This window comes from Prosthecobacter algae (assembly GCF_039542385.1).
GTDB classification, from domain to species: Bacteria; Verrucomicrobiota; Verrucomicrobiia; order Verrucomicrobiales; family Verrucomicrobiaceae; genus Prosthecobacter; species Prosthecobacter algae.
In genome coordinates this window covers 234091-247023 of sequence record NZ_BAABIA010000009.1, presented here as the reverse complement: position 1 = coordinate 247023, position 12933 = coordinate 234091, and the positions used below count along the sequence as shown (strand labels likewise).

Below are 12933 nucleotides of genomic sequence, written 5' to 3'. Positions count from 1 at the left end.
CTGTGGCTTGCTAAACTCTCATGAAAGCCGAACGACCTGCAAACGTGATTGAACTGTGTCAGGCCCTGGTCCGCATTCCCTCGGTGAATCCAGATGGGGATCCAGGCTGTCCGGTGGAACAGACGGGGGAGACAGCCTGCGCGGCCTATGTGGCGGAGTTTCTCACGGAATGCGGTGCTGCCGCAGTGCTGGAGGAGGTGGAACCTGGACGACCCAATGTGATCGGGCGTTTTCCCTCAAATCCAGCAACGGATGGCAAACCGAAGCCGCGCATCGTTTTTGCCCCACACACGGATACGGTGAGCGTGGGGGGCATGACGGTGGCTCCCTTTGGCGGGGAGGTACGTGAAGGCCGCCTGTGGGGACGCGGCGCGAGCGATACCAAGGGCCCGATGGCGGCGATGCTGTGGGCGCTGAATGAGATGAGCGCAGAGATCCCGGATCTGCCGGTGGAGATTCATTTTGCAGGCTTCATGTCGGAGGAATCTGCGCAGTTGGGCTCCCAACATTTTGCCCTTCATCACGGGCCATATGACTTTGCCATCATTGGCGAACCGACGAGCCTGAAGACCGTGCACAAGCACAAGGGCTGTCTGTGGGCAGACATCCACACCACGGGGGTGGCGGTGCATGGCTCCATCCCGGAGCAGGGAGTCAACGCGATCGTGAAGATGGCCTCTCTGGTGCAGGCGCTGGATGCAGACTTTCGCCAGCAGTTGAAGGATGTAGGCGGCGAAGACCGATGGCTGGGCCATAGCACCATCAGCCTGGGGATGATTCGCGGAGGGACAAGGTCCAACATCGTGGCCGACCACTGCGTGCTGCGGGTGGACATGCGCACCACCCCGGGACTTTCGCGTGCAGGCGGGGCCCTGAAGCTGTTGATGGACTTTGTGGCGGATCATGATGCGACAGCGCGCGTGGAGCCTCTGCCCGAAACTTTTCCACTGGATACCGATGAGCAGAACCCCTTTGTGCAGCGTCTGGTGGACTGTGGGGCGGAGGTGACCGGGGCACCCTGGTTCTGTGATGCAGCCTTCCTTGCGGCAGGGGGCACTCCTGCGGTGGCCATTGGGCCGGGCAGCATCGTTCAAGCGCACACGAAGGATGAGTTTATCGCCACGGGCGATCTGGAGGCCGGTGCGGCATTCTTTAAGACGTTTCTGAAAAGCTGGCAGGCCTAACCATGAGTGGTTGTTTTACATCACTTGTCAATTTACGCTTTTTGTTAGGCTTGGCGGTGATGATACTGGTGAGCTGCATGTCCCCCAGTTATTCGTCTGTGGAGCGCCGTCCGGATGCCTCTTTTTTTCATGCGGCCCAGCCACCCCTGGGTGGGACGCAGAAATGGAATCCTGTCTGGTGGTTAGGCAATGCCGATGATCCGGTGCCTCCGTCATGGTATCGACCTGGGCAGGGGTTGCGCGGTCCCTTATGGCAGTTGCGGAACCCTTTGCACAACTTCACTTTTTACGTCATTGGTGTTCATGACAAAGATTTTGTTAGGCTCGGGAAAGAGCCTGGGGCGGTGTTTCGGCGTGGTGGTGGCTGGAATTGGGCGGTGATTGAGCGTGGCTTCCTGAGGCTGCCTTTTGTGAGCTATGAAGGGGAGCATGTGCGCTTTTATGCCCTGTGGCGTGAGAAGGGGAATTTTGGCCTGAAGCTGCATCGGGTGCACAAGGATTAACCAAAGGTGTTGCGGGCCGAACAAGGAGTGTGTTTATTTTTTTGCTGTTGTGAATAACTTCACTGCCGAACATCAAGTGTGGTTGGTGTGGTAATTACATGGTTGACACAGGGGTGAAGGAAGGCACTGTAGCGGTCCCTTTGGCGGACAACCAACCCAACAAAGCGCGACTAAACAACCCAACTACGATTTGACACGATCCATCCTTCTTTGCCTGACAGCTATGTGCGCACAGTCCCTCGCGGGAGAAGTCAAGCTTCCAGCCACAACGCCAGCAGGCACAACAGGGCAGATCCTCCCAGGTATCCGCACCACCGCTTACACACACAGTGAAGCGGACCACATCAAATACGGTGCCCGAACGGCGGCTGGCACGAGCCTGAAATATGGTCAACTGCGCAGTGCTGCGGCAGACTGGTCTGTGTATCCCGTGGGGACGGTCTTTCAGATCGAAGGCGACAATGCCCTCTACATTGTGGACGACTACGGTTCTGCACTTGTAGGGACCCGAACGATTGATTTGTACAAGCCAAGCGCGAGTTCGATGCGCTCCTGGGGTGTGCGCAAGGTCAGCATCCGTATCCTGAAGTGGGGTTCGTATGCGAAGAGCCTGGCGATCCTGAAGCCACGCCAGTCGAAGGCTTCCCATGTGCGCGAGATGGTTTCCCGTCTGGTGTCCCGTCCAGCCTAACTGAGAGTGTGATTTTATTAACTGCGGTCAGATATGATGTCTGGCCGCAGTTTTTTTATGCCTATTGGGGGCAAGATCTTTTTGGTCATCACCGCTCCACAAGGCTGCGGACACAAAAAATCCCACGGACGTGAACCCGTGGGATTGGAAGGGAAGGGCTTTGGGGAGTGCTTACTTTTGCTTCGACTCATAGCCAGCCACAGGCTTGCCATCGTCGTTGAGCTTGCCGCAGGACCAGAGCAGGCCACGGGCAACGAGGTCGAGGAAGACTGGGGCGCTCATGGTTTCGTTGTTGTGGCCCATGGTGGTGCCAAAGACCTTGGATTTGCCGTAGCTGTTCACCCAGACGAGGAAGTGGTCTTTTTGGGTGTCTTCACCAAAGGCTTTGGCCAAGGGTACGAAGTTTTCCCAAAGCTTGTCGTTTTTGTAGAGTTCGTCCTTTTTGTCGAGCCACTCGTTCGGGAATCCTTTCATCACGGGATGCTCTGGGGCGACGTTTTTGACCAGGAGATCACGGTTCTTCTCATGGCTCATGGAGGTCTGGCCCAGGCACTTGCGCCACTCGTCCGTCTGGGCGGCGCGGTAGCTGTGGGTGGAGCAATGCAGCATGACGGCTGGCACACCGTCGTGATGGGCCTTGGCGATGCGGTTGACGAATTCCACATCGGTCACGCCGCCGAAGCATTCGTTGTGCAGGACGACGTCGTAACCCTTGGCCCAGTCTTCTTTTTCATAGATGCTGATCTTGTGCATCTTGTCCTTTTTGCCCTCGGGGCCTTCTTCATGGACGACGGTGAATTCGACATTCGCGCGGGCGCTGAGGCCCTCGGCGAGGATCATCTTCTGGTTTTCGTAGTCGTGGCAGCAGCCGCCGGTGACCATCAGCACCTTCAGGGGTGGCGAGGAGGCGGGATCGGCAGCCAGGGTGAACGCGGCGACGACGCCGAGCGCGAGAAGCGGGAGAAGGAGGGCTTTCATGGTGGGAACGATTAAACGCGGCAGAAGGCGGATTCTGGAAGAAAAAGGCACCCAGGATCAAGCTTCCTGTGCAGGGGCTTCAACCGGAGCTTCCTGAGCTTCGACGACAGGTGGTGGGGTGGGGGCAGCCGGTTTACGCAGCAGGCGAGCGGCGTAAAAGCCGTCGTGCCCCGTTTCAGCGGGATTGATTTTCAGTTCTTCCTCCAGCGTCCACTGGTCGCCATGGGCGGCGAGGAACTTTTGCACCTGCAGCTCATTTTCCCCAGGAAGGATGGAGCAGGTGGCATAGACCATCTTTCCACCGGGTTTCACCAGGGCGCTGTAGCGGGTCAAAATGTCCTGCTGTTCGATGATGAGGCGGTCAATCTCCTCGTTGCTGAGTTTCCATTTGGCATCGGGATTCCGGCGCAGCACGCCCAGGCCAGAGCAGGGAACATCCAGCAGCAGGCGGTCGGCATAACCGGCCAGACGTTTCAGCGTCTTGGTACCTTCGATGACGCGGGTTTCGGCCACGTCCACACCTGCACGGGCGGCACGGCGGCGCAGTTCGGTAAGTTTCCAGTCATGCACGTCCAGGGCGATGATTTTGCCCTTGTTTTGCATGAGGGCTCCCAGATGCAGGGTTTTGCCCCCGGCACCAGCACAGGCGTCCACGACTTTCATGCCGGGCTCCACCTGGAGGAAAGGGGCCACGCATTGGGAAGAGGCATCTTGGACCTCGAACATGCCTTCTTTGAAGGCGGCCATGCCAAAGACATTGTAGCGCTGGCGCATATGCAGCGCGGTGGGGATTTCCTTCAGCGTTTCGGTGGTGAAACCGTCCTGGGACAGACGTGTTTTGAGGCTGCGGCGTTCCGTTTTCAGCGTGTTCACCCGCAGATAGACATCGGCAGGCTTGTTCAGGGTTTCGCGGATGGCGGGCCAGGAGGCTCCGAGTTCACGGCCGAGGCGGGCTTCCATCCAGTCTGGAATGGAATGGCGCAGGGCAGGGGAGACCTCTTGCTTGGAGCGCTCGATGATGGATGCCCGGCGGACACCATTCACTTCATCAAAGAACGGCAGTTCGTTTTCCGCCATGATCCAGTAGGCGCTCCAGACGTGCCAGAGCTTTTCCGGAGTGAGGAGTTCTGGGTGGTTATGCTCAGAATCTGGCAGGCCAGCGAGGTGCCAGTACCAGCGCCAGTGGCGGACGATTTCGTAAATGGCTTCCGCGAAGAGGCGGCGGTCGCGGCTGCCCCATTTCGGGTGCCTTTTGAAGGCGAACTCCACCACCTTGTCGGCGTAGCGGCGGTCCACAAAGACGTCCCGCAGGGAGCTGATGATCTGGGCGATAAGGTGGTAGTGCAGTTTCACAGGTAGGACCGTTCCGTTCGCCTCGGATGGGGCGAAGTGCAAGCCGTCCGTGGGGCAATAGCGCACGTAGGGGGCCGAATGGGCCCTCTTCTCGGTGGTAAATGCGTGCGGGAGCCTGTGATCAAGCCCCCGATCTGGGCTAGCGGGTTAAGCCGGGACGACGCTGCGGATCTGTGTGGCGATGCCCAGGAAGGCTGCGGAAGCCGCAGAGTCCGTGACGTCTTCGAGGGCGATGGGGTGGCCTTCATCGCCAGCTTCACGCACGGTCATCTCGATGGGGATCTGGCCCAGCAGCGGCACGCTGAGGCGCTTCGCCTCGTGCTCACCGCCGCCTTTGCCAAAGATGTGGTAGATCTGGCCATCGCTGGGGCAGAGGAAGTAGCTCATGTTCTCGATGATGCCGAGGATGGGCACGTTCACTTTCTGGAACATGGAGACGGCTTTCCGAGCATCAATCAGGGCCACTTCCTGCGGGGTGGTGACGATGACTGCCCCGTCCAGAGCCACGGTCTGCACAATGGTGAGCTGGATGTCGCCGGTGCCCGGAGGCAGGTCAATGATGAGGTAGTCCAGATTGTCCCAGGCGCACTGGCGGAGGAACTGCTGGGTGTACTTGGTGGCGATGGGCCCACGCACGATCACGGCGGCGTCATCTTCCAAAAGGAAGCCCATGCTCATGAGCTGGATGCCGTATTTCTCGATGGGGACGATCTGCTGCTCCTCATTCTGAAACGGGCGCTCGGTGGTGCCGAACATGTGGGCAATGCTGGGGCCGTAGAGGTCGCAATCACACAGGCCCACGCGGGCACCTGTTTTGGCCAGGGCCACGGCGAGATTGGAGGCAACGGTGCTTTTGCCCACGCCGCCTTTGCCGGAGCCGACGGCGATGACTTTTTTCACGCCAGGAATGGAGGATTTCGGAAGCCGGTCGGCTGAGCCTGCCACGGGGTTTGGCGGCTCCTTGATGTCGAAATTCAGCTTGGCCTCAGTCACGCCGGGCAGCTTTTGCAAAACGTCCACCGCCTGTTCGTGGATGAGGCGCGGGATGTTGGGATCGCGCGTGGCGACGGAAATCTCCACGGTGACTTTGCCACCCTCAATGGTGATGTCTTTGACCAGGCCAAAGGAAATGATGTCGCGGCTGAAGCCTGGGTAACGTACCTGGGCCAGCGCCTGGCGGATGTCGGAGTCGGTGGGCATATCGGGGGTTGGGATACGCTTCGCTAACGGCGGCGGGACAAAACTCAAGCAGGTTTCCTTCTGACCTCGAGAGACAGATTGGGACATCCAAAAATCGTCTTGGTGACGTTATTATCAGTGAGACAACCAAAAACTCCCAAGTAAGAGGCGTAGGCTGGAAACAGCCTGCGCTTCTTCATTTTAAGGGATCACTCAAACAGATCCGGATACATCTCATGGGCCATGGTCCGGCTCAGGCCCAGGATTTCCTTGGGGCAGCCGAGGTGGCGGCAGGCATCGATGATGGAGCGGCATTCGGAGGCATTCAGCTTGCGGATGGCATGCTTCACTCGGGAAATCTGGCCTGTGGAGACGCTGAGTTCATCCAAACCGAGGCCGATGAGAAGCGGCAGCACTTCCACATCCGCCGCCATTTCACCACAAATGCACACGCGGATGCCTGCCCGCCGGGCGGCCTCCACCGTCAGCGCGATGAGGCGCAAGACAGCCGGGTGGGTGGGGCTATAAAGATCTGCCACACGTTCATTTAGGCGATCCACCGCCAGGGTGTACTGGACGAGGTCATTGGTGCCGAGACTGAAGAAATCCACCTCGGTGGCGATGAGGTCCGCCGTGAGGGCAGCGCTGGGAATTTCGATCATGGCACCGATTTCCACCTGCTGGGGAGGTGGGTAACCTTCGGCGCTGAGTTCATTGGCGCATTCGGCCAGCAGTTCCTTGGCGGCCCGCACCTCTCCCACGTCGCTGACCATGGGGAACATGATGCCGATGGGACCGTGGGCGGCTGCCCGCAGCAGAGCGCGGAGCTGGCGTTTGAACATGTCCCGGCGGCCCAGGGAAACGCGGATGCCCCGCCAACCGAGAAAGGGGTTCGGCTCCTGCTCGCTGGCCAGTTGCTCGTCCACCTTGTCCCCGCCGATGTCCAGGGTGCGGAAGATGACCTGCCCAGGGGCGATGATTTTGACGGCGCGGGTGTAGTTGTCCGCCAGCCAGTCCTCGGTGCCTGCGGGATCTTCCAGGTAGAGGAATTCGGTGCGAAACAGACCCACATGGGCAGCGCCGCTGTCGCGGATGTCGCCCATTTCTTCCACGAATTCCGCATTCGCGCACACCTGGATGGCCATGCCATCGAGCGTGACGGAGGGCTGATGCCGCGTCTCATGCAGGGCGTCATCGCGCTTTTCTGCCAGTTGCTCACGGGAGCGATATTTGGAAAGGGTGGCCGGGGTGGGATTGAGGATCAGGGCGCCTTCATCACCATCCAGCAGCACAGGGTCGCCGGAGTGGAGTTCATCCGTGATGCCATGCAGCCTCACCACGGCGGGCAGGCCCAGGGAGCGGGCGATGATGGCCGCATGGGAATTGCCACTGCCGGTTTCGATGGCAAAACCGAGCACCTTACTGCGGTCCAGTTGCACGGTGTCTGACGGTGTCAGATCGTGGGCGACGATGATCACGGGATCATCAAACATGGGGTGCTGCAGCAGCTCGCCGCGCAGATGCCGCATCACGCGGTGGGTGATGTCTTTGATGTCGAGAAAGCGCTCGCGCAGGTAAGAGTCCGCCAAGCCGCGCAGGGCGTCCATGTGCTTGCACATGAGGCGGTAGTAGATCGCATCCACGCAGATCAGCTTTTCCCGGACCGTCTTTTCCACATGCTTGCGGATGGACATGTCCTCCAGGATCAGGAGGTGGGTGTCAAAGATGTCCGCCTCGGCGCTGCGTTCCTCGGTGGAGACCATCTCCTTCAATTGCTCGATCTCGCGATGGGTGGCATCCATGGCGGTGTGCCAGCGGGCGAGTTCGGCCTCCACTTCCTCAGCGGTGATTGGGTCGGCATCCGGCTCATCGAAGTCTTCTCTCAGCACATGCACCACGGCATGGGCGACACCGGAGGAAACTGCGGTTCCCTGCCAAGTTCTCTCCTGTGTAAGCACTTCCTGAGTCATCGGCCCCCAGATTGGCGGGGACTGGAGGTTTTCGCAAATGAGAAACCAGTCACCGTGAAACTCTTACCAGGGTAGGGAAAAGGTCTTCACGGTGGACATGAACTTGATGGCTTCCACGACCCCCTCCTTGATGCCCAGGCCGCTGTCCTTCACTCCGCCAAAGGGGGAGAGCTCCAGCCGGTAGCCCGGGATTTCATTGATGTTCACCGTGCCAGCGCGGATGCGTTTCACGGCGGTGAGGGCGGATTCCAGGCTGCGGGTGACGACCGAGGAGCTGAGGCCATAGGGCGTGGCATTGGCCAGAGTCAGCGCATCCTCCAGGTCGCTCACCGGGAAAATCGGGGCGATGGGACCAAAGCACTCGTTTTGGGCGATGTAGGAGGTCCGTGAGACATTGGCCAGAATGGTGGGCTGAAAAAGGGCTCCAGTTCTCGTGCCTCCGGCCAAAAGCTGAGCGCCCGAGGCCAGCGCCTCCTGTACCGCTTTTTCCAGATTCATGGCCGAGCGCTCATCAATCACCGTGCCCACCCGGGTGGCCTCATCGGCGGGGTTTCCGCACACATACTCGGCGGCTTTGGCCACGAACCGCTCCGTGAATTCGGTCAGGACTGCCTGATGCACCAGCAGGCGGCGGGCGGAGGTGCAGCGCTGGCCGCTGTTGCGGAAGCTGCCTTCGCAGGCCAGCAGCGCGGCGAGGTCCAGATCGGCATCCTCCAGCACCAGCATGGGGGAGTGGCCTCCCAGTTCCAGGCATAGTTTTTTATAACCTGCCGTGGCGGCGATGTCCTTCCCCACGGCGGCGCTGCCTGTGAAGGTCACGAGGTCAATGCGCTCATCCCGGATCATGGGGCGGGTGATGCTCTCCAAATCGCCATGAATCACGCTGAGCATCCAGCCGGGCAGTCCGCTGGCATACAGAACCTCCGCCAGACGCACGGCAGTGAGGGGTGTTTTCTCCGAAGGTTTCAGGATCATCGGAGCCCCTGCGGCGATGGCCGGGGCCAGTTTGTGCGCCACTTGATTGAGCGGGTGATTGAAGGGGGTGATCGCGGCAATGAGGCGCAAGGGTTCGCGCGTGGTGAAAATCTTCCGAGCTTTGCCGCCCGGAGCAATGTCGCAGGAGAAGATCTCTCCATCATCTCGGAGTGCCTCCATGGCCGCAAAGCGGAAGACATCGCAGGCGCGGCCCACCTCATAACGCGTCTCACGCAGGCACAAGCCAGATTCGGCGGTGATGAGCTGGGCAAATTCTTCACTCCGCTCCTGCAAGGCGCTGGCGGTTTGCTGCAGGATGACGCTGCGCTGATAGCGCGTGAGTGCCGTGCCTGCTTGCAGGCTGGTTTGGATGGCTTCTTCAAGCTGGGCCGGGGTGATGCGGGCGACACGGCCCACCAGTGCGTTGTTCCAGGGGTTGAAGACTTCGAGACGGTCTTCGCTCTCAATGGCGACGCCGGCGACGTAACTGGGGAGATCAAGTGGCATAACAAAAAGTGTTTTAAGGGGCGATGGAGACGCGCAGCCAGCGGCGCGTTTCCGTGAGGGTGAGGGCTTCGTCCAGGGCAGCAAGCGGCAGGGCCGGACTCACTAGTTTTTCAAACGGCAGGCGATCTTGCTGAGCGGCGAGGAATTCCAGGCCGGTGGTCAGGTGACGTGGCGCATAGTTGTGCACGCCCCGAATGGTGAGGCACTTTCTCAGCACGGCTTCTCCGGTCAGGTTCAGCGCTGTTTGCGGATGCACCATGCCAGCCCACACATAGGTGCCACCTGGGCGGAGCAAGGCGATCCCGTCTGGGATCACAGCGGCAGAACCGGCGACCTCCAGGGCCAAGTCCACCCCACCGCCTGATTCTTCGAGGATGCGTTTTTTCATGCTCTCATTGGCCGGTATGGCGATGCCGCCAAACTCAGGCACCAGGGCGAGCCGCTCTTCCGAAAGGTCTGTGCAGAAGACTCGCTCGACACCGCGATAACGCAGCCAGGCACAGGCATAAAGACCCAGCAGGCCACCGCCTTGAACGAGGGCTGTGCGGAGAATGGAAGGATCTTTCAAGGGCTCTTCGAGAGCATTCACAATCGTTGCCAGCGCACAATTCGCCGGGGCCACCAGGGTATCCAGCAGGCTGTCAGGCACGGGCAGAACGAAGGTGCCAGCCCGCAGGATAATGTGGCTGGCATAACAGCCATTGAGGCCGGATCCATCGCCCAGGGCTGCATGCCCATACTTAAAGAGGTGGGTACATTTTTGTGGCAACCCCCATTGGGTGCAGGCGGGGCATTTTCCACAACTGTCGGCCAGGGTCCAGGTGACGCGCTGACCTTCGCTGAAACCAGCCCGTTCACTGGCCACGACGCGGCCAATGGCTTCGTGCCCCAGGACGCAGGGAGTCGGTGCACCTCGACGACCGGAGACGGTATGGAGGTCGGAACCGCAGACGGTGGCTAGGCTGATTTCCACCAGGATTTCTCCAGGATTCAGTGTGTCCGGCAGTGGGATAGTGCGGGATTCGAAGGGCAGGCCGGGGCCTTGAAAAAGCTGGATGCGGGCGTGATTCATCGGCGGATGAAGAGGGCTAAAAAGGCGCTGCACAGGGCGAAGACGGCGACGATGGGAAAGACGAGGGCGGTGTTTTCCACGCCCGGTGTGGCGGACCAGGGATTGTGCTGCACACACCAGCCCACCAGCGGCTCGCCCAGGCCAGCCATGGCATAAGCAAAGCAGTTCATGATGCCCACGGCTGTGCCAGCGCGTGCCCGGCCTAACAAATCAGGTGCCAAGGCCCAAAAGGCGGACTGGGGGCCATAGGCGAAGAAGCCGCATAAAAACAGCAGCGGGAGTCCCAGTGCATGACCACGTGGAAGCACATACATGGCAGCGGCAGAAATGGAGGCCAGTACCATGAAAGAGGCGATAACCCCAGACCTGCGCGACTGGCAAAATCGGTCCGAGATCCAGCCGCTGGCCACGGCCCCGAGTGCCATGCCCAGGGGCAGGGCCACGCTGATCCATTTGCCCGCCGGGCCGCTTTTAAAGTCCTCTCCGAGAAAGTGAACCGGCACCCAGATGAGCAGACCATAACGCACGGTGTTCTGAAAGCCGATGGCCAGCCCTGCCAGCAGCAGACGTCCATTCGTCAAGGCGCTGGCGTAACGCTGCCAGGAGGTTTCCTGGGTGGCGGGTGTCTGGGCATCCGGGGTTCCGGCATCATCCTCGAAGTCGGCAAAGCCTGCGCGTGAAGGCCGGTCGCGGGCAAAGATCCAGACAGCCAGCCCGCCGATGAGCATCAGGATGACGGGCAGGCGAAAGATCCAGCGCCAGTCCAGCTTCAGTACATCGAGAATAACTAAAGATGTGACGAAGGAGAGCACGGAGGAAAGGCCGGCGGCGAGCACATAAAAACCAAAGGCCTTGCCTCGCTCATGCGCGCCGAACCAGTTCGAGAGCAGGCGGCTGCCGGGTGCAAAGCCCATGCTCTGGGCCAGTCCGTTGAGCCCCCAGGCTGTGGCCAGGCTTTTAAAGCCGAGTCCAAAGCTCGTCAGCCAGTTCAGCAGAAACGAAGCCCCTGCACCCAGGGCCATCATCCGCCGACCGCCAAAGCGGTCTCCGAGATTGCCATTGATGGCCTGCCCCAGGGCATAGCTCCACAGCATGGCGGCACTGATCCAGCCCAGCGTTTCCTTGCTCAGGCCGAGTTCCTTTTGGATGCCGGGAATGGCAAACCCAAAGGTCTGCCGTCCTGTGTAGTAAAACAGGTAGCAGAACATCACAGCGCCCAGCACCCGCCACTGGGCATGCTTGAAGCTGGGATCGCTGTGGGGCGTGAGGCTCATGCTGCGTGAGTGCCGTTGCAGGTGATTTCGAAGATGTCGAAGTTCCGCACATCCGCTCTGGCTCGGCTGGCATAGGCGGCATTCAGAGGCTCGCTGAAAAGCAGCGGCACCATCTCTTCATAGCGCCCGCCATGGCTGCGCAGGCCGCCTTCGATGGCCTTCAAATCATGCCAGTCAGGAGAACGGCCCAGCACCACATCCCGACCGCTGGCCACCACGAGATCTCCCATGCGGTCTTCGGGCAGTTCCATCAGGCGTGCCGCCGTGCTGCGGTCATGGCATTCGGAGATGCCCTTTCGCAGTGCCAGCCAGCGCTGGATGGCAGGGATGTCGGCCCTCTCCGGCACGTGGACTTGGGCAAAGGAACCGAGGGCGCCGTGATGCACCACGTAAGGGTCCGTGATCGGCAGGATGACGCGGAAGCCTGTTCCAAAAGCGGCTTCCAGTTCGGTTTCCAGGTAGATGATATTGGGGGTTCCCTCGGCGGTCTGTTTGTCATTCATGCCGTGATCCGCGGTCACGCCCACAATGGCTCCCAGGGCCAGCAGCTTGCCGATTTCCGCATCAATCGCCGCGTAAAAATCTACCACCTCCGGTTCCTGTGGGGTGTGCTTGTGCTGCATGTAGTCGGTGGTCGAAAGATACAGGAAATCGGCCCGCCCAGCGGCCAGCAGCGCTGCCCCGGCGCGCAGGACATAGACACTGGCCTCACCGCTATAAATCTCCGGCTGAGGACCGCACAAGGCCTCCACATCCGCGATGCCGTGCGTCTCCATCACGGCGGAGCGTGCTTTCTCCGTGGAGAAGGCGATGCCGCCTTCTGAGATGAGGCCCGAAGCAAAGATGTCCCGCAGCTTTTCTTTTGCGGTGACCACGGCCACCTTCCGGCCAGCCAATTGAGCGTGGCGGAAGATCGTCTCCGCACGCAGATACTGGGCGGAGTTCATCATCACTTCCTGGCCGGTGGTGGTGTCGTAAAAGAAATTGCCGCCGATGCCATGCACGCTGGGTGGCACGCCCGTGACGATGCTGGAGTTGTTGACGTTGGTGAAGGTGGGCATGGCGGCCCGGGCAAAACCGCGCCAGCCTTGGAGGCTCAATTGAGCAAGATGGGGCATGCGGCCTTGGGCCAGGGCGACATCCAGGTATTCATCGGCAGAGCCATCCAGGCAGATGACGGCGATGGGGCGTGCAGGCGGAGTGTAGGTGCGCCCGTTGACGGAGAAAGAGACGGCGTTTGGCATAAG

The 12933-nt window shown here is 60.3% G+C and carries 11 protein-coding genes; 3 read left to right on the top strand and 8 right to left on the bottom strand.

All coding sequences use genetic code 11. The features are described 5' to 3' along the window. The first annotated feature begins 20 nt into the window (after positions 1-20). The 3 genes from ABEB25_RS20290 (at position 21) to ABEB25_RS20280 (ending at position 2378) form a co-directional block, all read left to right on the top strand. Positions 21-1184: a M20 family metallopeptidase gene (locus ABEB25_RS20290; protein ID WP_345738269.1), complete on the top strand. Its 1164-nt coding sequence runs from the start codon at positions 21-23 to the stop codon at positions 1182-1184. Between the two features lie 77 nt (positions 1185-1261). After that, positions 1262-1687: a hypothetical protein gene (locus ABEB25_RS20285; RefSeq protein ID WP_345738268.1), complete on the top strand. Its 426-nt coding sequence runs from the start codon at positions 1262-1264 to the stop codon at positions 1685-1687. Positions 1688-1910: 223 nt separating this feature from the next. Further along, positions 1911-2378 (top strand): 3D domain-containing protein, encoded by a 468-nt coding sequence (locus tag ABEB25_RS20280; protein WP_345738267.1) that lies wholly within the window; start codon positions 1911-1913, stop codon positions 2376-2378. Between the two features lie 171 nt (positions 2379-2549). Here ABEB25_RS20280 and ABEB25_RS20275 read toward each other — a convergent pair whose 3' ends face one another. The 8 genes from ABEB25_RS20275 to phnA form a co-directional block, all read right to left on the bottom strand. Then, positions 2550-3356, bottom strand: coding sequence for a ThuA domain-containing protein (locus tag ABEB25_RS20275; protein WP_345738266.1), 807 nt, complete (start codon positions 3354-3356; stop codon positions 2550-2552). A 57-nt stretch (positions 3357-3413) separates the two neighbouring features. Continuing rightward, on the bottom strand, positions 3414-4709 hold the full coding sequence (locus ABEB25_RS20270) for an RsmB/NOP family class I SAM-dependent RNA methyltransferase (RefSeq protein WP_345738265.1): 1296 nt from the start codon (positions 4707-4709) through the stop codon (positions 3414-3416). Positions 4710-4856: 147 nt separating this feature from the next. Further along, the gene (locus ABEB25_RS20265) at positions 4857-5909 is read right to left on the bottom strand and encodes an Mrp/NBP35 family ATP-binding protein (protein WP_345738264.1); all 1053 of its coding nucleotides are present in this window, start codon (positions 5907-5909) and stop codon (positions 4857-4859) included. A 188-nt stretch (positions 5910-6097) separates the two neighbouring features. Then, positions 6098-7858 (bottom strand): phosphoenolpyruvate--protein phosphotransferase, encoded by a 1761-nt coding sequence (gene ptsP, locus ABEB25_RS20260; RefSeq protein WP_345738263.1) that lies wholly within the window; start codon positions 7856-7858, stop codon positions 6098-6100. A gap of 63 nt (positions 7859-7921) precedes the next feature. After that, positions 7922-9340, bottom strand: a complete 1419-nt coding sequence (locus tag ABEB25_RS20255; RefSeq protein ID WP_345738262.1) for an aldehyde dehydrogenase family protein — start codon at positions 9338-9340, stop codon at positions 7922-7924. Positions 9341-9353: 13 nt separating this feature from the next. Further along, on the bottom strand, positions 9354-10412 hold the full coding sequence (locus ABEB25_RS20250; RefSeq protein ID WP_345738261.1) for a zinc-binding dehydrogenase: 1059 nt from the start codon (positions 10410-10412) through the stop codon (positions 9354-9356). Next, entirely contained in the window at positions 10409-11686 is a 1278-nt protein-coding gene (locus tag ABEB25_RS20245; RefSeq protein ID WP_345738260.1) for an MFS transporter, read from the bottom strand. The genes ABEB25_RS20250 and ABEB25_RS20245 overlap by 4 nt, the downstream gene beginning before the upstream one ends. Further along, positions 11683-12930 (bottom strand): phosphonoacetate hydrolase, encoded by a 1248-nt coding sequence (gene phnA / locus ABEB25_RS20240; RefSeq protein WP_345738259.1) that lies wholly within the window; start codon positions 12928-12930, stop codon positions 11683-11685. The genes ABEB25_RS20245 and phnA overlap by 4 nt, the downstream gene beginning before the upstream one ends. Positions 12931-12933: the final 3 nt, after the last annotated feature.

Bases quoted from the DNA above. Each gene is read 5' to 3' on its own strand.
- ABEB25_RS20275 (WP_345738266.1), bottom strand. From the start codon at position 3,356: ATGAAAGCCCTCCTTCTCCCGCTTCTCGCGCTCGGCGTCGTCGCCGCG.
- phnA (WP_345738259.1), bottom strand. From the start codon at position 12,930: ATGCCAAACGCCGTCTCTTTCTCCGTCAACGGGCGCACCTACACTCCG.
- ABEB25_RS20290 (WP_345738269.1), top strand. From the start codon at position 21: ATGAAAGCCGAACGACCTGCAAACGTGATTGAACTGTGTCAGGCCCTG.
- ABEB25_RS20250 (WP_345738261.1), bottom strand. From the start codon at position 10,412: ATGAATCACGCCCGCATCCAGCTTTTTCAAGGCCCCGGCCTGCCCTTC.
- ABEB25_RS20285 (WP_345738268.1), top strand. From the start codon at position 1,262: ATGTCCCCCAGTTATTCGTCTGTGGAGCGCCGTCCGGATGCCTCTTTT.
- ptsP (WP_345738263.1), bottom strand. From the start codon at position 7,858: ATGACTCAGGAAGTGCTTACACAGGAGAGAACTTGGCAGGGAACCGCA.
- ABEB25_RS20265 (WP_345738264.1), bottom strand. From the start codon at position 5,909: ATGCCCACCGACTCCGACATCCGCCAGGCGCTGGCCCAGGTACGTTAC.
- ABEB25_RS20280 (WP_345738267.1), top strand. From the start codon at position 1,911: ATGTGCGCACAGTCCCTCGCGGGAGAAGTCAAGCTTCCAGCCACAACG.
- ABEB25_RS20255 (WP_345738262.1), bottom strand. From the start codon at position 9,340: ATGCCACTTGATCTCCCCAGTTACGTCGCCGGCGTCGCCATTGAGAGC.
- ABEB25_RS20245 (WP_345738260.1), bottom strand. From the start codon at position 11,686: ATGAGCCTCACGCCCCACAGCGATCCCAGCTTCAAGCATGCCCAGTGG.